Raw genomic sequence first — 23,158 nt, forward strand, 5'->3', positions numbered from 1 at the left:
TCCAGAATGCTGAGGTGGAAATGGGCCACGGAAGATGAGGCCAGGCCGTTCCCTTCGGCGATGTCCCTGACGGACGGGGCGTAGCCCCTGTCTCTGATGAAAGCGGCGATGAAGTCGAGGATTTGTTTGCGTTTTGGGGTCAGCGTCTCCATGGATTCCTCCAATAGAACATTTGTTCTATTTTGTGGATGTATGATAAAACTTATCCCGGTTGGTTGTCAAGGGGCTTCTTGTTGAGCGTGCTGGAGGCGGGATTGAATATTATATCGACAAGTTCATTCTCAAAACAAATTGTTCAGTTTTCCTTAGCCAAAATACCTGCTGGGCATATCGCATTTCTGCAGTTTTTATCGCGTTTTTACAGGGTTTTGTGTTAAGCCGTAGCCGGAAGAGGGGGGGGACCCCCTCCCGGCAGGTATTCAGTGTCTCAAATTTACGATAATATGCTACGAGTGGAGGACTTTTCGCAAACGATATGGCAAACGGTATCGTAAACGATGACGTAAACCTCATTGAACAATGTTATCTTTTGTTCAATGTAACAACATCTGAGCCTGTATTTTATAGCATTGTTTATAAGATGGAAATCGGAATATGGAGACTAGTTCTATGCAACTTTTAGGATTTTTTCGGAGTATCTGTCTCTCCTAAAAGCCAAGCAGTAGATACACCTAAAGCTTTTGCTATTAATGATAGTTCTGTATCAAGAACAGGCCGCTGTCCATTCTCTATCTTTGAAATAGCAGATTGTTCAATCTTTAATCCAAGAACTTGTAAACGAGCTACAAGATCAATCTGCGATATTTTCGGCGAAGACATATACCTAGCTTGATGCACTCTAGCGCCTATCACATTACGCTGCATAGTAACGTAATGATATATAATATTCTGACTAGGAATATTCTCGTGGGGAATATTTTGTGGTATAATCGGGCAACAAATCGGAGGGATTGTTCAAACAGGGGGTGCAATATGAGTTACTGCTCGAACTGCGGCGGCAAGATTGAACCTGGTCATGTATTTTGTCCTAATTGCGGACAAAAACCCCCGCAGCAGAATCCCAAGAAAGTACAGAGCAATAAGCATCATGGCAGATACTGGGCTACGATTTCTGTACTTATAATAGTATTGGTAATTGCCATAGCCGCGGTAGTCAGCGGTCTTGTGATAGGACTTGGCGGAAACAATAGTTCGTCTTCAAATTACTATCAGTCAACGTATCCGACATATACGTATCAACCGCCGATACCGACATACACATATCAACCACCAACACCTACATATACGCCGACAACACATACATTGCTGTCGGATCATACATTATTTGGACCTTCTTACAACTATGATTCTTACTATATCCCAGCAGGTAAAACTATCTCACTAAGCTGGAGCGCAGATGGATACGTTTCTATTTATATCCTCACTGAAACCCAGTATAGTTACTTTTCGACATGGGGATGGCATTCAAGTCCTGCCGCATATGACAATGGTAACTCCGGAACCCTTTCCTACCACGTTACAAATACTGATACATATTACTTAGTAATTAATAATCCGTCATGGGTTACAGGGATCAAAGTATATTCAGCAACAGCAAGCTGGTAGGAAAGGAGATGGCGCATGAATTACTGTCCTAACTGCGGTAACAAGATTGAAACTAACCAACACTATTGTCCGAGTTGCGGGCAGACACTTATCCAAGCTGTAAACCAAGAACGAGAACAGAATAATGAAATCAAACGGATCAAAGCAAAGATGAAGGAAGCAAGAATCAACGAGATAACTCTTGCTCTGTTTGGTGGTCTTTTAATCGGTGGCGGAATAATCTTTATATTACAAAGAATATTTACAGTAGACATTTTTGATGTGAAGGTAGTGTTCATAGACAACGCTGCTATCGGTGGTGTCGTGGCAATCATACTAGGAATCGTATGCTGCGCCGGCGCAAGTGATTACGGTAACAAATACAACGAATTAGAGAGGAAATTGTAGATTACTTGCAAAACTCTTGAATCCGGGATAGATTCATTCGTGAAAAAACACTTTTATGCTCCTCTAACTTGAGCCCGATAGGCTCAAAGGCTTTATCCTTGACAGCCACTATCTCAGCCATTAAAGTGTTACTAACTTATACATCTCCATTTGCTCCAGATAGATTGCATATAAGGAAAGCATGGTGAAAAAATACTCGGTATTGGGATTAATTATCGCTTTCGTTTTCTCAATCGCCGCCATAGGATGCAGTAATGGCAGCAACATCGGTCCTACCCCGCAGCCGAAAACAGCAACAGCAGCCCCAACAATAGAGCCTACACAGGAGCCAATACCCACACCAACTCCTAGTTATACGACTGAACCAACACCGACGACTGAATTAACCCCTACCCCCAGTTCTACTCCGACGGGTAGCATTACACCTACTCCAACATCTGCGCCAACTTCAACAGGAGCACCTACTTCCACAGCGACACCTACTCCCACGCAAACTGCAACATCCACACCAACCGCTGCGCCAACGCCTACCCATACGTCTGCTCCAACACCTACGCCTACACCTGCAGCTACACCCACGCCAACTATGACTCCTGTAGAAGTGGATGATGCTATGGTTTTGTGGGTGGATTATAAATATGGCAACACTATAGCCGCAGACGCTAAATATAAGAACAAACTGCTTACAATAACTGGTATAGCTACTGAAGTCGGGACAGACTACTCAGGTGACACTTACCTGAAATTTGGCACGGATATTCCCTCATATTTTGGGATATACTGCACTTTCAAGCCTGAAGCTATAAGCGATGTTGCTGCAATAATAATAGGACATACAGTTACAATACAGGGTATTTGTATGGGTTACAGTGGATATTACTGGGTTTATGTAGAAGACTGTATTGTCATCAATAACACAAATCCCACGTCGACGCCGACACTCACTCCAACACACACACCTACACCCACGTCTACACCAATGCCAACATCAACACCGACCCCTACGCCAACGCCTATACCTACTACAACAGTGCTGTTTTCCGATGACTTCAGTGACCCGAACAGCGGCTGGAGAATCTATGATGGTATTTATGGTCAAGTTGGCTACGAGAACGGATACTATTATGTGGAAGATTCTGCCCTTTACAATGGCATCATGTGGGGCAATATACAACTTTCCTTCAGCGATTTTATCCTAGAGATAGAGACCTGGCTGATTGACGGCACCGACTATAACTGGCAGTCAGTGTCATGCCGGGTACAAGATGACTATAACTACTACAGCTTCGGCATTAGCGCCGGAGGGGGCTATTTAATAGAGAAGGTCGCTAATGGAGAGCAGGTGCTCCTGCGTGCACCTGTCAGTTCATCCTATATCAACCAGGGTGTGGGTGCCGTTAACCTAATCCACATAGAGTGCATCGGCAGCAGCCTAAGCTTTTCGGTCAACGGCCATCTATTAGCACAGGTTACAGATAATGCCTTAAGCAGTGGCAGTATCTCCTTGGATGCCAATGCGAAAAATGACACATTTACGAAGGTTGCCTTTGACAACTTGGTTATTACCGAGCCATAAAAAGATTCCAGATATTGGTATAAGCTGTTCCGTTATCCCAGCGATGCCTTATAGAACTTCAACGCTATGAAACAACCGAAGCAATCTGATATAGAGCGCATACTTCAATGCTACAATCGTAGGAAGGGCAGGGAATACTGTAAAGGCTGTGAGCTAACCGGAGAGTGTAGGAAACTCAGAAAGTTCATTAAAGACAAAGCAACTTATCATCTTGCAAAGACGCATGCCTCCAGGATGATGGATTTCTATGCAGCAGATACCACGAAGAATAAAGGGAGCACATGATGAGACTGGTAAGATTATCTATAGCAGCGTTACTTCTAAGCGTTGTCCTGATTTCCACCGTTGCTTGCGAAACTACTAAATATCAGTTATACACTTCTATCGGAAATGGGCAGGGAACGGTAGCGCCAACCTCCGGAACATATACTGAAGGCACGTCCGTTACAGTATCAGCGATACCCGATTCCGGCTGGGATTTCAGCCACTGGGAAGGGGATTACGGAGGCACCGATAATCCGATCACTGTAGAAATGAGTTCAGGTAAATTATTGAGGGCCTACTTCGTTGAAACGTATACACCTGCGCCCACTCCGACAGAAACGCCTGAACAAACGGTTACGCCAACAGCAACCCCATTGATTTCACCAACGCCATCAGCAGAACCGACTTCAACGGCTACACCGACAATTGTACCCACAGCAACACCAACAGTAACAGCTACTCCTACAAACACAGCTACACCCACTCCTACACCCACGCCAACATCTACGCCTCTAGAGCCACCACAGGTAACATTAAGAGTTGTTGGCAATATCTACGCTCTGGGTAATATTACAGCACAGGAGGCTACGAATATCTCATTCCAGATTAGTACGGTACTCGATGGCGAGAGTGTTAATCTTGATTACTGCGTAGTGAACTATCAGGACGCCAATAGTCTAGATACTAATATCTCTAGCGGCGGACTCTACGGATTCACCGGAATCCTTGCAACGAATGAGGTACGGGATATCGACATAGACATATCGTCGTATAACCTGGGACATTACGATTACTTCACATTAGATATTATCCCGCAAACGGGCGCTACTCTCCAATTCACGAAATTCCTGCCCGGTGAAATTGAAGCAGTTATGAATCTACATTGATTCTGTTTATAAGCATGCAGATGCGGAGCAGATCTATTCGTGAAAAAACACTTTGGTACACCCAAGTAGAATTGAACAAAAGTTTGGTATGTTCAATGCAGTTTACTGCATAGTTTACTATATCGTTTACCTTGTCGTTTATTTTTTATAGAAACCCGGTTTTGTGTAGAAATTACAACGTATCCCAAGGGGAGGAGCCCCCGAGGGAAATAATCCCTTTTTGCTGTTTGAGAGTTTCAATAACAGAATGAACGTCTCGTCAAATTAACAGAACTGTTTTATATAGTAGTATTTGGATTGAACCTTTTGTTCCAGGTAACTAAACGAAAGCTAGCATTACTTTGATTTCATCAACTATCGCCGCAGTGGGTTCGTTGGAACACACCTTCCTTGCATCGCGGACAGGGCAATTCATGGAGGGTCTTAATCAGTGCCGTTCCGCATGTCGGGCAAATAGGGTCTAGTCGCCGTCCGTCCCACTTTCTGGCGGCTATACTGTCCTGCGGCCCTGGCATGGCACGGACCCACCGGCAAATATTCCGCAGGCCATTCGGTTTTGCTCTAAACCAGTTTCTGATGGCCCGCCTCCACCTGTAGTCCGCAAGTTCATTCCAGGCTATATCAACATCACCGGGGTGTTCGAATTCATATATGACCGCATATCTCACCTCATCGCACTGGCGACAGTAGAGGTTTTCCGAAAAGCCGTTAACAGTGCTAGACGGCTGCCTTTTCAACCAGGACTCGAATTGTGTTAGCATTTCACGCCGCCTAGTCTTGTCCCTAATCTTCATTATCGATTTGCGCGTCATCATCGGGCCTGCTCTGGGATGGCCGTAAGGTTGGCGCTGTCCGGATTCGTCCCTGTAGAATTCCCATGGGCCCGATGTGCGCACCGTATAACCGCAGCTGCTGCATTCAAATGTATTGTGTATTGCCATGAGCTACTCCTTTCATCATCATGCGTACCACGTTGCGATGGATGCTTCTATCAGACCCGCCGCTTCTTCCAGTGTCCTTCCGTCGATATCCGAGAAATTAGCCCTGGCAATGGACATCGCCACCCTCTTGGCGTAATCCGCCGTTCTATTGTCTCTACGCAGCGGTGAGTTGATAAACCGCTCGATAATACCGTTAACCCTGCTCACATAAGAATCGATTTCTTCATCCGACACCATCAATTTGGGAATGTGTTTCCGTCCTTCGCGCAGCCAGGAAATATAACCCCCGGTGGAATCAAGGTCGGATGCGTACCCCAGCAGCTTCTTTTTTATGAGTTCCTTCCTGTAGGATTCGTCCAGTTCATCGGCTTTTACGATCAGCGCAAAACGGCTGAGTAGTATGGGAGGCAAACCGATCTCCTGCACCGGCTCATTGATAAACACGGTATTTACCGGATTGGCAAACGCAATCATGATAAATTGGGATTCTATCGTTTCATGCATCCGCGCCGAGTGAACGCTGCACTTGCCGTTGGACAGCAGTTCATAACAGTATTCCACATCCTGGTCCGGTATCTTGTCGAATTCGTCCGCCAGGACCACTTTGCCATCGGCGTAGGCGAGAACGCCGAGCTGGCCGGTTGACAGGCTGCACACTAGGCCGGCGCGTGTCGCGTTGGCCCCCACGAGCTCGACATCCGCGCCCAGTCCTCTGACCATGATGTCCCTGGCCAGGGTCTTTCCTCCCGCAGGGTCGCCCACGACAAGAACATGCACCGGTTCTTGAGGAGTAGAGAAAAGGGCACATGCGAGGGATTTCTTCATAACCTCGTTGCCGTATAACTCCGCGAAGAAACCTTCCGCGAATCCGCTAAACCCCTTCTCAATGGCGATATCCATGACTTTACGGCTGGGAGCCGATTCTGCGTCGGCGCGCTTCTCCTTCGGCATGGGAACGAATGACTGCGCTCTTTCCTTCACCAGTGCGAACATCTCGTCGAGATAACGCGTTTCTATAGACTGGAAGTGTGCGTGTTTGGGCCGACATTCGTCGCACAGGCTCACACGACATATCCTGCATATGTGCGTGGAAGCCGCTCCGCATGCCGAGCAGGGACCTGGGTGGGGAGCGGAGATACTGAGAGACTTTCTCTTGTCATCTACCGTGCGCAGAAGGTCTTCGCTCCATATGCCGAGAACGTGTTCGACGGCACTGATGGTTGGCTTTGTCGTGTCGGATAGCATGATATCAATGCCGCAGTCGCAACTGTCCGTATCTACTGCGATGATACGATCGTAGGCGAGTATGTTCCTGGCCCTGGTTATGATATCGTCGCCCTTCCTCTTGCCCAGGCCGAGGTCATCCCGCCAGCACAGTGATACCTTCTCGACGGTATTCAGCCCCATATCTTCCAGCATCTTTTGTTCCTGTGGTCTCAGGCGAAGTCTTTCGAGTTCCATGTTAGTTCCTCCTACATTTCTTTGCAAATTATTTGCGATTAAAGGATGCTTTCTTACGATGTGCGCTCCGGTAGGCCTGTTGGCATTGAAGATTAGTGTTGAGAACTATAACATAACTGCTGATTAGTGTCAATTATAATCTATTATAATCTATATGTGCCTAATCATAGACATCCAACTAAAATTACGTCAAAGTTCGAACTGGAGTTAACAAATGGGAAGATCGAAGAATATTAAGAAAGAGGTTGTAGTCGAGCGAATATTCTTCAACTTTACTGAGACGCAAGAGTTTCTAGGCGTCAGTCATCAGACTGTGTACAAGTTAATGAAGGAAGGATTGCCTTCTCATAAGATAGGCAATAAGAGGGTGTTTCTTAAGGAAGACCTTATCAACTGGGTGAAAGAGCACTAGAGAACAACTTGTGGACATAGTCACAGGTTAAAGAGAACTGGCAGCGGCGCTATTAGTAAAGGCAGTAGAAGAATCTTGAACCTTTTTGCTAATATTTTGCTAATACACGAGTTGTCAGCCCCTGGTGCCTGGAGGCATGCCTAGATACGAAACGTTCTTTTAGTACACAACATGAAGAACTTATTTATACGTAAAATCAGTCTATAACATATTCATCGCTAGTTCCGAAGACCGATGCTCTAATCCGCTGAGCTACGGGCGCAAGTTCACACTAGAAGTCGATAATCGAACGATAAGTAAAAAGGGTGAGCGGAGGGGGTCGAACCCTCGATCTCCAGGGCCACAACCTGGCGCCTTAACCACTCGGCTACGCCCACCATGCAGTGAACATTTTAGCACAACGACATCAGCCATACCATATTCGGCAAAGATTAGAACAATCGTGGACGTGAAAAAACGTCGAACACCATTATTTCGACACTTCTTCGATAAGCAGCGGCATTAATTTGGTATAGGTCGAGTCCAGGTCCTCAGGTATCATCCTCGTCCCGCCCAGCACCGTCATGAAGTTGGAGTCTCCGGACCATCTCGGCACCACGTGCATATGAACGTGTTCGCTGATGCCGGCGCCAGCCACGCGGCCTACGTTCATGCCGATATTAAACCCGGTGGGCTGCATGAGGCGTTCCAGCGCGGCCACGGACGCCCTGGTGAGGGTGCCCATCTCCCGCAGCGACTCATCATCCAGCTTCGTCAGATCGCCCTCATGTCGATAGGGGATAACCATGACATGACCATTGGTATACGGATAAAGGTTCAGCATTATATAGCAATAACGCCCGCGGTAAAGAACATAGTTATTCCTGTCGTCTGCGGGACATCTTACCTTTTCGCACAGTATGCATTCTTCGATTTTCTCGGATGATTTAGCCTGCAAAATATACCTCAATCTCCATGGCGTCCAGATTATTTCCAATTGCCAGCCCTCGCCATAACCGTTTCAATTTAATGTTGAGATTCTAGCACACAACCGTACCAGGTTCAACACAATAGGCGCTATGCTATAATGAGCCGCGTAGCGATATGAATAGCGAATTATTCGATACTATAGTAATCGGAGCCGGGCCAGTCGGAAGCTATGCCGCGCAACTGCTCGCGGGCGGCGGCTTTAATGTGGCCATAATGGAGGAGCATGAGCACTTCGGCGAACCAATGCAATGCACCGGTATCATAGGGGTTGAGTGCTTCGAGCGGTTTCACCTATCGACAGAGTCCGTTCTGCGAGAAGCGCGTTCGGCGAAATTATTCAGCCCGTCAGGTAGATTGATACGCCTGCACAGCGAAAGGCCGCAGACCTACATCGTAGACCGCAGCGCGTTCGATCGTATGCTGGCCGATAGCGCAGCGTCACATGGCGCAAAATATTTCACGTCGAATAAGGTTACCGGAATCGAAATCACAAGCGATCGAGTGAGGTTATCTATCGACAAAGGCAAAACGTTCGAAAGCCGAACGGCCATAATCGCCAGCGGCTTCTATTCCAAACTTACTCAAAAGCTCGGGCTGGAGAAATACAGGGACTTCATCACGGGAGCCCAGGCCGAAGTAACGATCAAAGAAAGCAGCGAACTTGAAGAAATCGAGATATACTTCGACCAGGACCTGGCGCCAGGCTTTTTCGCATGGCTGGTGCCGACATCGCCGCAGCGGGCTCTTGCCGGCTTATTCTCACGCAAGGCGCCAAAGAAGCACCTGAGTAGATTCCTGCAAACGCTTTACGACAGAGGTCGAATTACATCGTCCGAAGTGGAAATCACGCACGGCGCAATACCGCTTAAGCCGCTGAACAAGACTTATTATGAACGAGTTATCGTGGCAGGGGACGCGGCGGGCCAGGTGAAGCCTACCAGTGGGGGAGGAGTGTACTACGGCATGATCTGCGCTCAGATCGCCTCCGATGTGCTGAGGACAGCTTTTGCGGAAAACGATTTTTCTGAAGGGTCGCTGTCCGCCTATCAGAAGGAATGGCAAAAAGAGATCGGGCAAGAACTGCGCAATGGTTACATCGCGCGCCGTATCTATGAAAAGCTCAGCAACCGCCTGATAGACAATCTGTTCGGCCTTTCACTGAAAAAAGGTCTCCACGAGATAATCAATGAGTCTGAAGACATTTCGTTTGACTGGCACGGCAGAGCCTTTTCCGAGTTCATAAGAAACTCAGTGCCACGTATATTTAAGTCTTGATGCTACACGCTTACAGTCGACATAATATTCAACACAATTTACAAATAATAGTTTGTATGCGGTATATAGTTTCTGATAAGATAAGGCCGTGATTTTTGAAATGAACGAAGACAAAGAACGCGATGTTGAATTGAATAGCCCCGCCCGCAACATCAATATCCCGCCCGACGATGCCGCCGCGATAGCCGGCGGCTTCATAGAAGCATTGTCCTCGACAGAAATGAGCGACATGCTGGATAGATATGTAGACGATATACATATCATAGTGAAATCCAATGCCGTAGTTATCTATGTATATGACGCAAGCACGATGCTATTCTCGATGCAGGCGCACCTCGGCATAACGGATAAGTTTATGAACGAACTCCAGAGAATTCAAATATCGGAAGGCGAATATAAAAAACTGCTGCGCTGGGATAATCAGGCGTCGCTGCTGGAAGAGACGCTCTCGGAAAACACTTACGCGAATATCATGAAAACTGTGTTGCGCGATGGCATCAATATGCTTATTGCGCAACCTCTAATTCAGAAAAACAGCGTCTTAGGCATGATGTTCATCGGATACAATTCTCCCCGAAAGATATCCACGGAGGATAACAAGCTTTTCGAGTTCATAGGCAAGCAGACCGCCTCATCCATAGAAAACATTGTTCTGAAAAGAGATATCGCTAAGATTAGCAAACGGCTCGATCTCATGAGCGCCATGACCATGTTCACCGGCTCCAGCTTCAATCTGAATCAGATTTTTGAAACTATAGCATACGGGATCAAACAGATACTTGACTTCGCTCATGCCAGCATTGCGCTGGTCGAAAACGATATCATCTTATATAGCGCGGCACATTCGGCAACAAAGAGCCAGATAGTGGCGGGATTCAAATTGCCTCAGGGAGCTTCCCCTATCAGCTGGCTCATAAAAAACAAAAAGCTCTATATCCAGAATGATTTGTCCGCAGGCATACAGTTCTCTACGGACGATATCTATGCAAAAGAAGGCATGCGATCCGTTGTCTATATACCACTCTATTCACAAAACTCGATATTCGGATACCTGACCGTGGCCAGCCGAAAACCAAACGCATTCAACGCCAGGGATCAGAGCATACTGCAGGAAATCAGCATTCAGATAGCTAACAGGATGGAATTCTACCGCATTTACACGGAGCTGAAACGGCATCAGGAGAACCTTGAATCAGCTAATAAACAACTTGCGGAAAAGGCCGATCTGCTCGAAAAGAATAAGGACCTACTTGACAGTTCATTCATGGACATCGCTAAGACTGTTGTGCTTCTTGCTGAATCGCGCGAGCAGTACACGATCGGTCATTCGGAAAGAGTTACGGATCTTTGTAAGAAGATAGCATCAGAATTGAAGCTCAGCGAGGATAAAATCCGGCAACTGGAGTCAGCGGCGGGATTACTTGGATTGGGAAAAGCCAACGTTCCTGAAGAGATACTAAATAAGCCGGGACCTCTTAATGATGAGGAGAAAGCCAGGTTGCAGGCGCAACAGTTGAAATCGCTGGAACTGCTGCGCGTACCTGATTCGCTGAGCGGAGTAGTAACTATTCTTGAGAACAAACATGAGAATTACGACGGCAGCGGCTACCCTAAGCAGATAAAAGGCAACGATATCCCCGTTGAAGCCCGCATCCTGGCGGTAGCCGATGCCTATATCGCGATGATATCAGAGAGACCGTACCGTCATGCCATGAGCAGCGATGAAGCTGTCAAGACATTGAGAGGCCAGGCCGGGAAGCAATGGGACCCGTTAATTGTGACCGCGCTCCTGCATATTCTTAAGTAATAAATCCCTTTTAAACACTCTACAAAGTTAAGATATATGATCCGATTCATGCCAGATGATTTATTATGCGAATAAATCGACCGTCAAATTACCACTCTAGGTCAACCCATTCTCAACCTCTTTCGTTTTCTCCGTTTCCGATTCCATACCGGCGATTGCCTTAGCTATTGTCTCCTTGGAGAGAGAGGACTTGATTTCCTCGAGCGGTTCCTTTCCGATATCCTTAGCCGCCTCTATCGCCCCTATCACAACCTGGCTTACAGCTACGTCCTGATCTATCCCAGTCTGCTGTGCTACTTCCTTAGCCGCCTCTACTGCTTCAGAAACCGCCGTTTCCAATTGCGCTCCCGTTTCACTGGCTCCCTGCACCATGCCATACGCGGCACCGCGCAGCGCTTCAGCTACATTTTCCTCACCGCCCTGCTTATGCAATGCACTGGCAATTCCAACTACGGTCTGACGAGCCACCTCCCCGGCATCAAGGTTGGTCTGTTCTACAGCACGCATGGCGCCGCGGGCGGCATGCTGCGATATCTCTGTGACATTTACACCTGACGCTTGCTCCGTTCCTAATAAACCTATGAGCAACTTTTCCAGTGCCCCGGATATCTTTGCTGCCCCTCTCCTGCCATGCTTTACGGCAATTACCGCCATACTCGCAGCTTCGGCGAGCTGATGCGCCGTCACCCCTATAGCAACATCCAGCCCGGGTAAAGGAACTTTTCTTATATACCCAAACGGAAACTGCGACAGAAAACTCAGGCTGGCTGTAGATCCCAGCGGCTTCGTAAACCGGCGTAACGGGCTTACCAGAGCATCAAGAACCACGTCGCGGTCAACCTCTCCTTCCTCACGCAACATGGTCAACAGTCCCAACACCATAAGGCCCAGCACAAAAGCTATCGCGAAAAGAAAGTCAAAGCCTGTAAGATGGAATGCCGACATCTGCAATACGCCGGAGGGGTCGGTCCACGAAAAGACGAGGCCAAGCTGGCGGGAACTGAAGAAGTCGGCGATAGGCCCGCCGAGCAGAGGCCCCAAACCTGTTCCGAGGCTTGTGGCTACAGCAGCCGTGGTAAGATATGCCGTGGCCTGCCCCTTTGGCGCCAGTTTCATACCGAGCGTGCCGGTAGTCAGGGTCACACCTGAAGAGGCTATACCTGCCATTATGTGCAACACAACCAATAATGGTATGGTCAGGAAATATCTGTCAGGCATGGTTGTAAAAGTCCAGCCGAATATCACCAGAAGATACAGGGACGCGCACACCGCCATAACAGACTTGCTCCCATAACGATCCGCATACTGGCCCCAGACGCGATAGAACAGGATTGTGAATATCTGGCTAAGCGCGCTGAAACCTATGACCGCGGATACAGGCAACTCCAATCTTACCAGCATATACACGGTGAAAAACGGCACGGCCAGGTTCAGGCAGAACCCCCATAGTAAAAGGAAAAGCAACAAATAGCGGTAATTACGGTTTCTATAAGGTATTGTAAGCAGATTTCTAATCGACTGGTTCTGCCCCTGTGTCGATTCCATCAACGGCTCCGGCATTTTCGCCATCATCAACGGGCTGGCGATACCCAGAGTCACAGCGCCGAGTATCAGCGGATATACGTAACCTGTTGCTTCCGTCCCCGGCGCCGCATTGCTCTTCCAGTAGTCCACAAACAGAGCGGCTCCCACGCCGAATATCATCGCCACAACCGTGGCGTATTTAAAACGTCGAGCGAAAAACGAGCCCATTATCTGCTGCGGCACAAGATCCCTTACCCAGCTATGCCAGGCGCCGTTGGTTACAGCTTGAAGTATGCTTCTTGCCGCCATAATAGCCAGAAGTACAGAAATCCCGGGAGCGCCGGGAACCTTGAGATAGAAGGGTATCAAAGCTATAGGTATCCACAGTAATTGAGCGATGAACCAGGTTATAACGGCTATCAGCTTTCGCTGTCTGACACGTTCGACAAGAAGTATTGTTGGGATTTGCAGCACGCCGCCCAAGAAAGGGAGCGCAACCAGAATACCTATCTGGAGGTTATTCGCACCCAGCGCAAGAGCGTAAGCCGTTAGGAAACCGCTGGTGGTTATGCTGCTGAAGCCAAGCGAGGCCATTCCCTCCCAGGAAAGCCACTTTAAACCTGAAGCCTGCTCGGCCTCGGATATAGAAGGACTCGGTTTTAGAAATCCTATTATCTTGAACAATATTTTACCTTCTCAAACGTAAAGAGTACCACAAAACACCGGATAGGCTATTCACTCTCTCACTCACATCATGAACGGATTAAGATATCGTAAACAAAAACCTTAAACTTTTCAAATACTGTTACAATACAGCGACACATAATGTCGACATCTGATAATCACTGACTGTTTCTATTTCCAGATTCCCCCATACCCCTTATTTAACTACTAACCGCACCGAACCGGCCAGCGACCTCCCGACGCAGCGTATATTGTAAGTTTTTCAAATCCATGTTTAAATTAGGAACAACCTCAAAAACATCGCCCGCTATACATCCGTTACGTATCAATGATTCGACAGGAGGGATAAATTGAAACCAAAGCAATATGAAGTGCCTGTTGAAAAACTGCGCTGGAAATGCGACCCCGGAATATTTGAATTCGAATGCACTAAAGAGCTTTCTCCGCTCGGCGAATTTATAGGCCAGGAGCGCGCCGCCAAGGCCATAGAGTTCGGGTTGAACATGAGCGATGACGGCTACAACATCTATGTCGCCGGACTTACCGGCACCGGCAAGACAACAATGGTTAAGACCTATATCGAGAAACTTATAGAAGAGAAGGAAACTAGGGGCGAAATGCCTGTTATCGAGGACTGGTGCTACCTGTACAATTTCAGAGAGCCGGACCAGCCCCAAATAGTGAGCCTGCCGCAGGGCAAAGGCAAGGAATTCCGCGATGACATGAACCAGTTATTGAACAGGGCTCGTAAGGAGATGAGGAGGGCTTTCACCAGCGATGAGTACAAGGAACAAAAAGAAAAGGTCATGGAGGAAAGCCAGACCCTGCAGAAACAGGTGTTCGAGAGCGTGTCCGAGGAGGCGCGCCAGCAGGATTTCGCTCTGAAAGTAGGCCCCGCCGGCCCGACGCTGATCCCGACGGTAAACGGCCACCCCATGGAGGAAAAGCAGTTCAACGCACTTTCAGAAAACGCCAAGAAAGAGCTGAATAATAAGCATGACGAACTCATAAAGAAGCTGCAGTCCGGCATCGAGCAGGTCGCTGATTTACAGAAACAGACCGCGGAGCGCCTGCAGAAACTGGATAAGGACATAGGAGAGTTCACTATTTCGCGGCTGATCAACATGCTGCTGATCACGTATCAGGAGCAGTCAAAGATAAGCAAGTTCCTCTACGAGTTAAAAAGATACACGCTCGACAATATTGATTTATTCAAGGATGGGGAGGAGCCGGCGCCTACTGTGCTTGGGATGCCGGTGAACCAGGCGGCCACAGGCAAGAATCCCTTCCTTCCTTTCCAGGTCAACGTCTTTGTAGATAACAGCGAGGTCAAGGGGCCGCCGGTCGTGATCGAATCCAATCCTAATTTCGGTAACCTGTTCGGCATGATAGAAAGGCGTTTCCTTCTTGGCGGCTACGTAAGCGACCACACCATGATAAAACCGGGCGCGTTGAGCAAGGCCAACGGCGGCTACCTCCTGCTCAGCGCCTATGACATAGCAATTAACTCCATCGCTTGGTTCGCCCTCAAGCGTGCGATAAAGAACAGGGAGGTGCGCATAGAAGACCCGTTCGAGCAGTTCGGTCTCTTCGCGCCTCAGGGCATGAGGCCGGAACCGATGCCCGTGAAAATAAAGATCATACTTATAGGTGAATCTTTTATATATCACCTGCTGTCCATGCATGACGAAGACTTCTGGGAGATATTCCGGGTCAAGGCCGATTTTGATTATGAGATCGATAAAACCGAGAAGAATATGAAAGACTACGCCGCCTTCATCGCCGTCTGCTGCGAGGAGTGCGGCACGAAGCATTTTGATCCGGCCGGAGTAGCCAGGATGATAGAATACTCGTCGCGGATGGTGTCCGATCAGGAGAAAATGTCATCGCGATTCGCGTTTATTAAGCAGTTGATACAGGAATCCGATTACTGGGCCTCCCGCGACGGGGACAAACTCATCACCGATAAGCACGTAGCGAAAGCCATTGAAGAAAGGATATTCAGACACAATCTCGCCGACGAAAAAATCAGGGATATGATAAACCGCGGCGAGATAATGATAGATATCGCCGGCGAAGAGACAGGGCAGGTGAACGGGCTCAGCATCTATTCTCTGGGGGATATCGCCTTCGGCAAGCCTTCGCGGATAACCGCAAGCACCTTCATGGGACGCGGCGGCGTAATCAACATAGAGCGAGAATCGGAGATGAGCGGCCCGATTCACAATAAAGGCGTCATGATCCTAAGCGGCTACCTCGGCTGGCGATACGCCCAGGATAAGCCGCTGTCGCTCTCCGCCAGCCTGTGCTTCGAACAGTCTTACGAAGGTGTTGACGGTGACAGCGCCTCATCTGCCGAGCTGTATGCGATTCTCTCCAGCATTGCCGAAGTGCCGATACGCCAGGGGATAGCGGTCACCGGCTCGGTAAACCAGAAGGGACAGATACAACCCATCGGCGGCGTCAACCTAAAAATCGAGGGCTTTTTCCGCGTGTGCCAGGCGCAGGGACTCACAGGGGAACAGGGCGTGCTCATCCCCGGCCAGAACATAAGGAACCTGATGCTGAAAGAGGATGTAGTGCAGACGGTGAAAGACGGCAAATTCCACATCTATACGGCGAAGACCGTTGACGAGGGTATGGAAATACTCACCGGTTTGCCGTCCGGCGTCAGGAAAAAAGACGGCACATATCCAAAAGGAACGATAAACTATCTGGTCGATAAGAAGCTCAAGGGCATGACGGAGAAGTTGAAGAAACTGACTTCTGAAGATAAGTCGGAAGGAAAAGCCTAATAACCGAAACTGAGTTCCCACACGATAGACAATTCTTAAGCGGGTCGACTATTATGTATTACCTGAATCTCGGTTGTATTGGAGCGGGAGACGGGGCTCGAACCCGCGACACCCTGCTTGGAAGGCAGGAACTCTACCACTGAGTTACTCCCGCGAAACACGTAGCTATTTTATACTTAATCACAAGCCGTGTCAAAAATACAACCCTAATCTAAGTAACTGCTAGTTTATTATCTCAATCCTATCGCCGGCACCCGGACTAATATACAATCCTCTTCCTTCCAACCTCTCTGTAATTTCCAATCTTTCGCCTTCTTAGTGCAGTGTGGGTATACACACGACCGCATTTGCCGTTCTTGCACCTGTACAATCCCGTCTTCTCATTGTAGACCAGAGACTCGCCGCATTTAGGACACTTTTTTTCAATCATCTTAATTTCGTCCTTCTATCGGATTACACAAATCATCCCCATATGGCATCGATTATCTTTGTCCTCATCGCTCCGTGCACGGGCAACAACGCGGAAATTATGGAGACGACGAATAGCAGCAAGGCGGTGCGGACTAACACAAACGGTATTATCCTTAAGAAGACGTCGCCGAACGGGAAATGGAACGGGTAGTGCGCTTCCAATGGTATTATTCCGAACTTGTAAATCAGCATGGCCAGCGCCAGCGCGACGATGGCATAGAATATGGCTCGTATCACGTACGACATCGTGATAGAGGCGGGAGTTATACCGATAGCCCGCTGGATGCCTATCTGCCGTCTCCTGTGCGCCACATCGATATAAGTTATGATAAAAATTGTGATGCCGGCCACAAGCAGGTTCACCGCATTCATGATTACTTCAATGATCTTAAAGCTTGACGTCATGCTGTGAACGAGGCCGGCATAGTCTTCCCATGTCATGACCTTAAGGCCGTTCCTTATATTCAATATCTGATCAGTTATTGAGCCGACATCGGCATCTTCAGTAGTCCTGATATGTATGGTGCTGGCATTATTCGCCAGTAGCGGGGCAAGAGTATTGAACTCCTCTTCGGATATAAAGGCTTGCAGGTCCGTTTGAATAAACTCCGTGTGGAAAATGCCTTTAACCGTATATTCCTTCTCTATACCATCGGCATAGGCAACTTTTACTACATCTCCTGCATGCACATTCTGAAGCGACCTGGCGTATAGCTCCAAATCCGTTCTATCAGCACCGGCAAGCTGAACGCCGAGAACTATAGTATCGATATCATCCTCATCCAGATAGCTTCCCTCTATAATATAGTCGGCGATAGTAAAAACGGCTCTTTCCGTATCCGGATCAACCCCATAGACAGCAGCACCAACATATTTACCTTCAGAATCAATCTCAGCGCCCAGATAATTCCTTGCTGCGGCCGCCTCAACGCCTTCTATCTTCTCGACCTCCGCCATGAGCCAATCGACATCGGGAATGTAGTGGCTGGCTCCATCCGGTTCTATAAGGAGATCGCCCGTATGCGTATTGACCAGCTTATCGTTCGCCCCCCACACCAGCCCGTCGAGCAGACCGGGCACAAAGAGTAAATTTAGAGCCACAAGAATAAGAATAAGCATAGTGAGCAGGGCTATCCTGAAATTGCCCTTAGTAACCGAGGTGAAAGCCAGCAGGCAGGCCACTTTCAGCGATCTGATCATGCCGTTCCACCGTCACGCGCGATGACCTTGCCGTCTCCCAGCGTCAGAATATGCCGGGCGTACTGCCTGTCTCCGGGATCATGGGACACGAAGACGATGGTGATTTTCATATCCTGATTCAGCCTGGCCAGCGTTTCCATAACCCTGCCGCTGGAGATGGTATCCAGATTGGCACAGGGCTCGTCGGCCAGAAGAACCTTTGGGCTGTTGATTAAAGCCCGGGCGATGGCCACCCGCTGCTGCTCACCCCCGGACAGCTCTTTAGGATAATGGCTGACTCTTTTGCCCAGGCCCACCAGCTTCAATAACTCGACAGCGCGTTTCTTGTAGTCTTTACCTTTGTGGTTCAGCATCATGCCGGGTAAATACACGTTCTGATGCGCGGTCAGTTCGCCAAGAAGGGCATACTCCTGGAAAACGTAGCCCAGATATTTCAGACGCAGCCGGGCTCTCTCGCTCTCAGCGAGTCGTGTCACATCATATCGACCGAGGAATATCCTCCCCGTTGTCGGAAGGTCCAGCAGCCCCATCTGCCTGAGAAGCGTCGATTTCCCCGAGCCGCTTTTGCCCATGATAGCAAGCATATCGCCATTCACAACATTGAAGGAGACGCCATCCAGCGCTTTAACCTTCACTTTACCCATGTTATAGGTTTTAGTCAGCTTTTGTACTTTGATCATCTACTTACTGTACCGCTCTATGATTGTCGGGGGGCACCCGGGGATATTTTAATGTCTGGGGTGAACGATAACAAGTTCGATACTTTAATAAAAACAAAACGTTTGAAGCCACAAAGAGCCCTGCTCCATTAGAAGAAGACGCGTCTAAAGACAAAATCTCTATAATTTCAAATTCAACAGTGTGACCCTGTCGTTCACGCGCTTCGCCGCTTCACGCCGCGTGAGCGGTCGTGACAGATCTCTTCCCAGCTTCTCATCCTCGATGACTTCATTAAGCCAGTTGCTGAAGTCATGCTTCTCATCGTTTGAATGATAGAAAAAGGTCTCATCCGACATAGTCTCAAGTCCGTCGGCCAGTTCACTCATATTCCTGAATATGCGCCCATCGCAACACCAAAACGTATTTTTTTCAGGAACGTCGGCCAAGAATTTCTGCGCATCCTGTTTCGTAACCTTGATCTTATACATCGTATCACCCCTCTCCTGAGATGCAGAGCATCAATATGTGTTGCACGCATGATAAAGACTCTCTGATGGAGGAACATTATACTACTTTTCGGGGTGATTGTCGTTAGAGTATCGCTGTTTTGACACGAAGCTTCATAGACTGTCACTGCTGGCAATTTCCGCCGCCGTATGCCTGACCCACCCCAGCCACTCTTCCAGCCCCTGTCCCGTGGCGCAGGATATCTCAAAAATCTCCACTTTGTCATTAAGTCCAGTCACCGATTTTCTATACGCTTCGGTGTCAAATTTGGAATATGGCAGCAGATCGATCTTGTTCACCAGAATGACATCGGCTATGGTGAACATCAACGGATACTTCAACGGTTTGTCGTCGCCCTCAGGAACGCTGGCGATGACGAGGTTCTTATGCGCGCCTATCTTGAATTCGGCGGTGCAGATGAGATTGCCTATGTTCTCGATAAACAGAACATCGATATCGTCAAGCGGAATCTCATTGAGAGCACGCTTTATCATGTTTGCATCAAGGTGACATTCTCCGCCGGTGTTAATCTGCAGTACCGGCACGTTCTCCTGAGCTATTCTGTCCGCGTCCACGCTGGAGCTGACATCGCCTTCGATGACCCCGATCCTTATTTTGTCCTTAAGGCTGGCGATGGTCTGCAAAATCACGCTCGTTTTACCCGCCCCCGGAGAGGCCATTACATTAATCGCAAGTACGTTTTTGCTATCGAGCAGTTTTCTGTTCTCAAGTGCGATACGGTCGTTGGCGCTGAGTATATCCTTTAAAACCTTGATTTCCATGTCAGTCCACCTCAATGCTTTCCACGAACAACTCCATGCCCTTTAAAAGCTGAACGTTTTTTTTATGGCATTCCGGGCATATCCAGTCCAGTTTCTTGATTGTGAACTCGTGGCCGCAGTCGCGGCAGCGACCCTGAGTAGGCACGCGTTTGAAAAACAGTTTAGCGTCCTCGGCGATGGTCCCTTTGCTGAGCTGCTCATAATAGAACTGCATACATTCATCGACATAGCCGCTTAGTTCTCCGGCGACCACATTGACTCTCAAAACCTTCTTAGCCCCGGACTTCCTGGCGTGCTCCAGAACGAGGTCTATCAGGCCCTGGGTTATTGCTAATTCATGCATATTCCATCACTACACAATTTCCAAATTAACTGAGACCATGTTGGTCGCACATCGTTTCATTTTACCTGATAAAAAAGTAAGGGGGAAGCACTTATGCTTCCCCCCATTTCAACTTACCTTTTAAATAAGTCGCATCTTACATTCAACTATACTTGTAACTTTATCCTTCTGAATTCACCCCTGATAAAAACGATTAAGTAACATTCGTAAGCTGTAAAAACGCGTTATGCAGCCTCTGGGAAAGTGCGCTAGTAATCCATTGATAAACTACACAGCCCAAAACAGGATCGTTTTGGGATAAATCGCGTAAAGCTTGTCCGTTAAAGACCAGCGCGGTTAACTTCTTTTCAACCCTAACTGAACCTTTATATGAATATGGCGGAACCACCGCCGACCAGCCAACTAGTTCGAACTTAGAAGCGGTTTGTATCTGCCGTTCGTAGGTCTTTCCAAGTCCTACAATAATCGATGCCGTACCTTCCGCAATTAAATACAGATTGTTAGCTTTTTTCCCTTCCTTGGCTATAATCTCCCCAGCTTCATATGTCTTCAGTGTACACAAACTCGCTAACTTCTCAAGCAGTCCTTTGTTAGCCTTCGGCAGTACATCAGCTTTAACCCAGTACTCAGTAGCTTTTTTTAGTACTCCTAACTTTTCCACCATTTCCCTCCAATTCTATATATCGGATATCGACTTCATCGATATCATCAACATATCATAGACTAAACTTTAGCCTGTACTCCATTTAAATCTCTTCACCCAGTTCTTTTAATTGCTGATAAGAGTACACCGGTCCGTCAAAACACACGTATTTTTCACCGATGTTGCAGTGGCCGCATTTGCCCAGGCCGCACTCCATCCTTCGCTCCATAGTCGTGATTATCTTGTCCCCGGCGAAGCCCAGCTTCAGCAGGTCCAGGATAACGAAGTGTATCATTATCGGCGGGCCGCAGACAAAAGCCACGGTGTTCTTCAGGTCGATGTTGATCTTGGACAGCAGCGAGCCGACCACGCCGATGTTCTCGCACCAATTCTTCTCCGGATCGGTATCCACGGTGCGCAGAACCTCGCTGTTGGGCACCTTGCCCCATCTATCGAGGTCGTCCATGAAGCACATCATCTTGGGATACCTGCAGCCGTAGAGAATGCTTATCTTCTTGAATTTCTCCCTCTCGGCGAACATCTGATTGATCAGCGAGCGCAGAGGCGCCAGACCGATGCCGCCGGCCACGAACAGGATATCCTTGCCGGCTACTTCATCGAACGGGAAGGTATTGCCGTAAGGGCCCCTGAAACCGATGACGTCGCCTTCCTTTTTCTGGTGCATGGCGCGGCTAACTTTGCCAACTCCGGCTACGCTCAATTCCAGATAGCCTTTCATCGACGGCGACGAAGTGATGGAGATAGGGGCCTCGCCGACGCCGAATATGGTGACCTCGCCGAACTGGCCGGGACGATAGGCAAATGACTTGCGCATCTCCGGCTCGTTGAACTCCAGGGTGAATGTCTTAATGTTTTCGGCTTCGTCACGTATCTTTTTTATAGTTATCAAATGAGGAGCATAAATGTTCTCAGTCATTTCGATGTAACCCTCCCCAGGATATGGGTGATGTCTATATCGGCGGGACACACCTCTATGCATCGCCCGCAGCCGGTGCAGCCGGGCACTCCGTTATACTTGTCCGGAGTATATACGCATTTGTGGAATATCCTCTGGCGCAGCCTTTCCGACTGATGTTCCCGTGTATTTTCCGCCGCCATCTGGGTGAAGCCGCCGAGCTGGCAGCTGTCCCAGTAGCGAACCCTGGTGCTGACGCCGTCGCCTTCATTGATGTCCTCTATATTGAAGCAGTGACAGGTGGGACATACAAAGTTACAGCCGCCGCAGAGGATACAGGGCAGGGACTCCTCCGACCACAGTTTGTCGTCCCACGAACCCGGCAGCTTCTTCTTGGCCTCGGCCGAGCGCACCGAGCGCTTAAAAGCGCCCTTGCTCTTCTTCTCCAGATCGGCCGCCTTCGCCTTGTCGGCATCGGTAGCGGCGCCGAACAGCTTCGAGCCCTTTTCGATTGCCTTCTTGCCTTTATCGCTCCCGATGTTCACCAGGTATTTGTCTCCGAGGTCAGTGAACATAACATCGAACGCTTCACTAGCGAAAGGACCCGTCTTAGTTGAATCGCAGAAGCACGTATCGCAGGGCTCGTTGCAGTTAAGCCCCATAAGTACGGTATTGTCCCGCCGCGCCTTATAGTAGGTATCCACGTAGTTGGACATGTATATCTCGTCCAGGGTCTTGATACCGTAAAGGTCGCAGGGGCGCAAACCCCATATCACGCGCTTGGCGTCGTTGGTATGAGCCACGATGTCTACCTTCTTTGGATCCTTGGCGTTGAAAGTAAATATCTTCTCGCGCTGCGGGAAGAAGTATTCCTTGGGAGGAATCAACGGCCGCCCGTTGAAACCTGTCTCCATCTTAACGGAACCCATGTTGCCCATTATGAGGGTGCCGTTTTCGATGGACGACACTATGACCTCACGGTCGCCGTTCAAAGCCTTCAGGAAATCGGCCAGATTGCCTTTGCTTATAATCTTCATCTCGCTCATTGT

General features: G+C 48.6%; 23 protein-coding genes and 2 tRNA genes. 8 read left to right on the top strand and 17 right to left on the bottom strand.

Annotation, left to right across the window (positions count from 1 at the left end):
• Positions 1 to 618: 618 nt before the first annotated feature.
• Positions 619 to 819, bottom strand: coding sequence for a helix-turn-helix domain-containing protein (locus tag WC562_00005; protein MFA5054550.1), 201 nt, complete (start codon positions 817 to 819; stop codon positions 619 to 621).
• Between the two features lie 153 nt (positions 820 to 972).
• Between WC562_00005 and WC562_00010 the strand changes: the two genes are divergently transcribed.
• The gene (locus WC562_00010; protein MFA5054551.1) at positions 973 to 1,605 is read left to right on the top strand and encodes a zinc ribbon domain-containing protein; all 633 of its coding nucleotides are present in this window, start codon (positions 973 to 975) and stop codon (positions 1,603 to 1,605) included.
• A 15-nt stretch (positions 1,606 to 1,620) separates the two neighbouring features.
• Complete coding sequence (locus tag WC562_00015; protein MFA5054552.1) at positions 1,621 to 1,992, top strand: zinc ribbon domain-containing protein; 372 nt, start codon at positions 1,621 to 1,623, stop codon at positions 1,990 to 1,992.
• 120 nt (positions 1,993 to 2,112) lie between these two features.
• Here WC562_00015 and WC562_00020 read toward each other — a convergent pair whose 3' ends face one another.
• Positions 2,113 to 2,331 (bottom strand): hypothetical protein, encoded by a 219-nt coding sequence (locus WC562_00020; GenBank protein ID MFA5054553.1) that lies wholly within the window; start codon positions 2,329 to 2,331, stop codon positions 2,113 to 2,115.
• Positions 2,332 to 2,410: 79 nt separating this feature from the next.
• On the opposite strand from WC562_00020, the gene WC562_00025 reads away from it, so the two are divergent.
• Both WC562_00025 and WC562_00030 read left to right on the top strand, forming a co-directional pair.
• Entirely contained in the window at positions 2,411 to 3,568 is a 1,158-nt protein-coding gene (locus tag WC562_00025) for a hypothetical protein (GenBank protein ID MFA5054554.1), read from the top strand.
• Between the two features lie 284 nt (positions 3,569 to 3,852).
• Positions 3,853 to 4,719 (top strand): hypothetical protein, encoded by an 867-nt coding sequence (locus WC562_00030; protein MFA5054555.1) that lies wholly within the window; start codon positions 3,853 to 3,855, stop codon positions 4,717 to 4,719.
• Between the two features lie 350 nt (positions 4,720 to 5,069).
• Here WC562_00030 and WC562_00035 read toward each other — a convergent pair whose 3' ends face one another.
• Both WC562_00035 and WC562_00040 read right to left on the bottom strand, forming a co-directional pair.
• Complete coding sequence (locus tag WC562_00035) at positions 5,070 to 5,660, bottom strand: hypothetical protein (protein MFA5054556.1); 591 nt, start codon at positions 5,658 to 5,660, stop codon at positions 5,070 to 5,072.
• A gap of 18 nt (positions 5,661 to 5,678) precedes the next feature.
• A complete protein-coding gene (locus tag WC562_00040) occupies positions 5,679 to 7,121 on the bottom strand; it encodes a hypothetical protein (protein ID MFA5054557.1) in 1,443 nt (480 codons plus the stop codon).
• A gap of 214 nt (positions 7,122 to 7,335) precedes the next feature.
• Here WC562_00040 and WC562_00045 point away from each other — a divergent pair, with 214 nt between their 5' ends.
• Complete coding sequence (locus tag WC562_00045) at positions 7,336 to 7,533, top strand: helix-turn-helix domain-containing protein (GenBank protein MFA5054558.1); 198 nt, start codon at positions 7,336 to 7,338, stop codon at positions 7,531 to 7,533.
• Between the two features lie 304 nt (positions 7,534 to 7,837).
• On the opposite strand, the gene WC562_00050 is transcribed toward WC562_00045, so the two are convergent.
• Both WC562_00050 and WC562_00055 read right to left on the bottom strand, forming a co-directional pair.
• Positions 7,838 to 7,910, bottom strand: a tRNA-His gene (locus tag WC562_00050).
• A 92-nt stretch (positions 7,911 to 8,002) separates the two neighbouring features.
• The gene (locus WC562_00055) at positions 8,003 to 8,470 is read right to left on the bottom strand and encodes an HIT domain-containing protein (protein MFA5054559.1); all 468 of its coding nucleotides are present in this window, start codon (positions 8,468 to 8,470) and stop codon (positions 8,003 to 8,005) included.
• Between the two features lie 146 nt (positions 8,471 to 8,616).
• Between WC562_00055 and WC562_00060 the strand changes: the two genes are divergently transcribed.
• A complete protein-coding gene (locus WC562_00060; protein ID MFA5054560.1) occupies positions 8,617 to 9,777 on the top strand; it encodes an NAD(P)/FAD-dependent oxidoreductase in 1,161 nt (386 codons plus the stop codon).
• A 100-nt stretch (positions 9,778 to 9,877) separates the two neighbouring features.
• A complete protein-coding gene (locus WC562_00065) occupies positions 9,878 to 11,584 on the top strand; it encodes an HD domain-containing phosphohydrolase (GenBank protein ID MFA5054561.1) in 1,707 nt (568 codons plus the stop codon).
• 96 nt (positions 11,585 to 11,680) lie between these two features.
• On the opposite strand, the gene WC562_00070 is transcribed toward WC562_00065, so the two are convergent.
• Entirely contained in the window at positions 11,681 to 13,792 is a 2,112-nt protein-coding gene (locus WC562_00070; protein ID MFA5054562.1) for an MFS transporter, read from the bottom strand.
• Between the two features lie 350 nt (positions 13,793 to 14,142).
• On the opposite strand from WC562_00070, the gene WC562_00075 reads away from it, so the two are divergent.
• Positions 14,143 to 16,587 carry an AAA family ATPase gene (locus WC562_00075; GenBank protein ID MFA5054563.1) on the top strand — a complete coding sequence of 815 codons (2,445 nt, stop codon included), beginning with the start codon at positions 14,143 to 14,145 and terminating at the stop codon, positions 16,585 to 16,587.
• Between the two features lie 79 nt (positions 16,588 to 16,666).
• Here WC562_00075 and WC562_00080 read toward each other — a convergent pair.
• The 10 genes from WC562_00080 to WC562_00125 form a co-directional block, all read right to left on the bottom strand.
• Positions 16,667 to 16,741: transfer RNA gene (locus WC562_00080), tRNA-Gly, on the bottom strand.
• 105 nt (positions 16,742 to 16,846) lie between these two features.
• A complete protein-coding gene (locus tag WC562_00085; protein ID MFA5054564.1) occupies positions 16,847 to 17,017 on the bottom strand; it encodes a hypothetical protein in 171 nt (56 codons plus the stop codon).
• Positions 17,018 to 17,049: 32 nt separating this feature from the next.
• Complete coding sequence (locus tag WC562_00090) at positions 17,050 to 18,258, bottom strand: ABC transporter permease (GenBank protein ID MFA5054565.1); 1,209 nt, start codon at positions 18,256 to 18,258, stop codon at positions 17,050 to 17,052.
• Positions 18,255 to 18,938: an ABC transporter ATP-binding protein gene (locus WC562_00095; protein MFA5054566.1), complete on the bottom strand. Its 684-nt coding sequence runs from the start codon at positions 18,936 to 18,938 to the stop codon at positions 18,255 to 18,257. Before WC562_00095 ends, WC562_00090 begins: the two co-directional genes overlap by 4 nt.
• 159 nt (positions 18,939 to 19,097) lie before the next feature.
• Complete coding sequence (locus WC562_00100) at positions 19,098 to 19,406, bottom strand: hypothetical protein (protein ID MFA5054567.1); 309 nt, start codon at positions 19,404 to 19,406, stop codon at positions 19,098 to 19,100.
• Positions 19,407 to 19,538: 132 nt separating this feature from the next.
• Positions 19,539 to 20,207, bottom strand: a complete 669-nt coding sequence (hypB, locus tag WC562_00105; GenBank protein ID MFA5054568.1) for a hydrogenase nickel incorporation protein HypB — start codon at positions 20,205 to 20,207, stop codon at positions 19,539 to 19,541.
• Between the two features lies 1 nt (position 20,208).
• Positions 20,209 to 20,550, bottom strand: a complete 342-nt coding sequence (hypA, locus tag WC562_00110; GenBank protein MFA5054569.1) for a hydrogenase maturation nickel metallochaperone HypA — start codon at positions 20,548 to 20,550, stop codon at positions 20,209 to 20,211.
• Positions 20,551 to 20,743: 193 nt separating this feature from the next.
• On the bottom strand, positions 20,744 to 21,211 hold the full coding sequence (locus WC562_00115) for a cyclic nucleotide-binding domain-containing protein (GenBank protein ID MFA5054570.1): 468 nt from the start codon (positions 21,209 to 21,211) through the stop codon (positions 20,744 to 20,746).
• 85 nt (positions 21,212 to 21,296) lie between these two features.
• Positions 21,297 to 22,130, bottom strand: a complete 834-nt coding sequence (locus WC562_00120; protein MFA5054571.1) for an FAD/NAD(P)-binding protein — start codon at positions 22,128 to 22,130, stop codon at positions 21,297 to 21,299.
• On the bottom strand, positions 22,127 to 23,155 hold the full coding sequence (locus tag WC562_00125) for a 4Fe-4S dicluster domain-containing protein (GenBank protein ID MFA5054572.1): 1,029 nt from the start codon (positions 23,153 to 23,155) through the stop codon (positions 22,127 to 22,129). Before WC562_00125 ends, WC562_00120 begins: the two co-directional genes overlap by 4 nt.
• Positions 23,156 to 23,158: the final 3 nt, after the last annotated feature.

The organism is Dehalococcoidia bacterium (genome assembly GCA_041649635.1).
Taxonomy (GTDB): domain Bacteria; phylum Chloroflexota; class Dehalococcoidia; order E44-bin15; family E44-bin15; genus JAYEHL01.

Coding starts and splice junctions, on each gene's coding strand:
- WC562_00030 (MFA5054555.1), top strand. CDS start 3,853: ATGAGACTGGTAAGATTATCTATAGCAGCGTTACTTCTAAGCGTTGTC.
- WC562_00035 (MFA5054556.1), bottom strand. CDS start 5,660: ATGGCAATACACAATACATTTGAATGCAGCAGCTGCGGTTATACGGTG.
- WC562_00125 (MFA5054572.1), bottom strand. CDS start 23,155: ATGAGCGAGATGAAGATTATAAGCAAAGGCAATCTGGCCGATTTCCTG.
- WC562_00045 (MFA5054558.1), top strand. CDS start 7,336: ATGGGAAGATCGAAGAATATTAAGAAAGAGGTTGTAGTCGAGCGAATA.
- WC562_00120 (MFA5054571.1), bottom strand. CDS start 22,130: ATGACTGAGAACATTTATGCTCCTCATTTGATAACTATAAAAAAGATA.
- WC562_00040 (MFA5054557.1), bottom strand. CDS start 7,121: ATGGAACTCGAAAGACTTCGCCTGAGACCACAGGAACAAAAGATGCTG.
- WC562_00095 (MFA5054566.1), bottom strand. CDS start 18,938: ATGATCAAAGTACAAAAGCTGACTAAAACCTATAACATGGGTAAAGTG.
- WC562_00085 (MFA5054564.1), bottom strand. CDS start 17,017: ATGATTGAAAAAAAGTGTCCTAAATGCGGCGAGTCTCTGGTCTACAAT.
- WC562_00005 (MFA5054550.1), bottom strand. CDS start 819: ATGTCTTCGCCGAAAATATCGCAGATTGATCTTGTAGCTCGTTTACAA.
- WC562_00065 (MFA5054561.1), top strand. CDS start 9,878: ATGAACGAAGACAAAGAACGCGATGTTGAATTGAATAGCCCCGCCCGC.
- WC562_00015 (MFA5054552.1), top strand. CDS start 1,621: ATGAATTACTGTCCTAACTGCGGTAACAAGATTGAAACTAACCAACAC.
- hypB (MFA5054568.1), bottom strand. CDS start 20,207: ATGGAAATCAAGGTTTTAAAGGATATACTCAGCGCCAACGACCGTATC.
- hypA (MFA5054569.1), bottom strand. CDS start 20,550: ATGCATGAATTAGCAATAACCCAGGGCCTGATAGACCTCGTTCTGGAG.
- WC562_00010 (MFA5054551.1), top strand. CDS start 973: ATGAGTTACTGCTCGAACTGCGGCGGCAAGATTGAACCTGGTCATGTA.
- WC562_00090 (MFA5054565.1), bottom strand. CDS start 18,258: ATGATCAGATCGCTGAAAGTGGCCTGCCTGCTGGCTTTCACCTCGGTT.
- WC562_00100 (MFA5054567.1), bottom strand. CDS start 19,406: ATGTATAAGATCAAGGTTACGAAACAGGATGCGCAGAAATTCTTGGCC.
- WC562_00060 (MFA5054560.1), top strand. CDS start 8,617: ATGAATAGCGAATTATTCGATACTATAGTAATCGGAGCCGGGCCAGTC.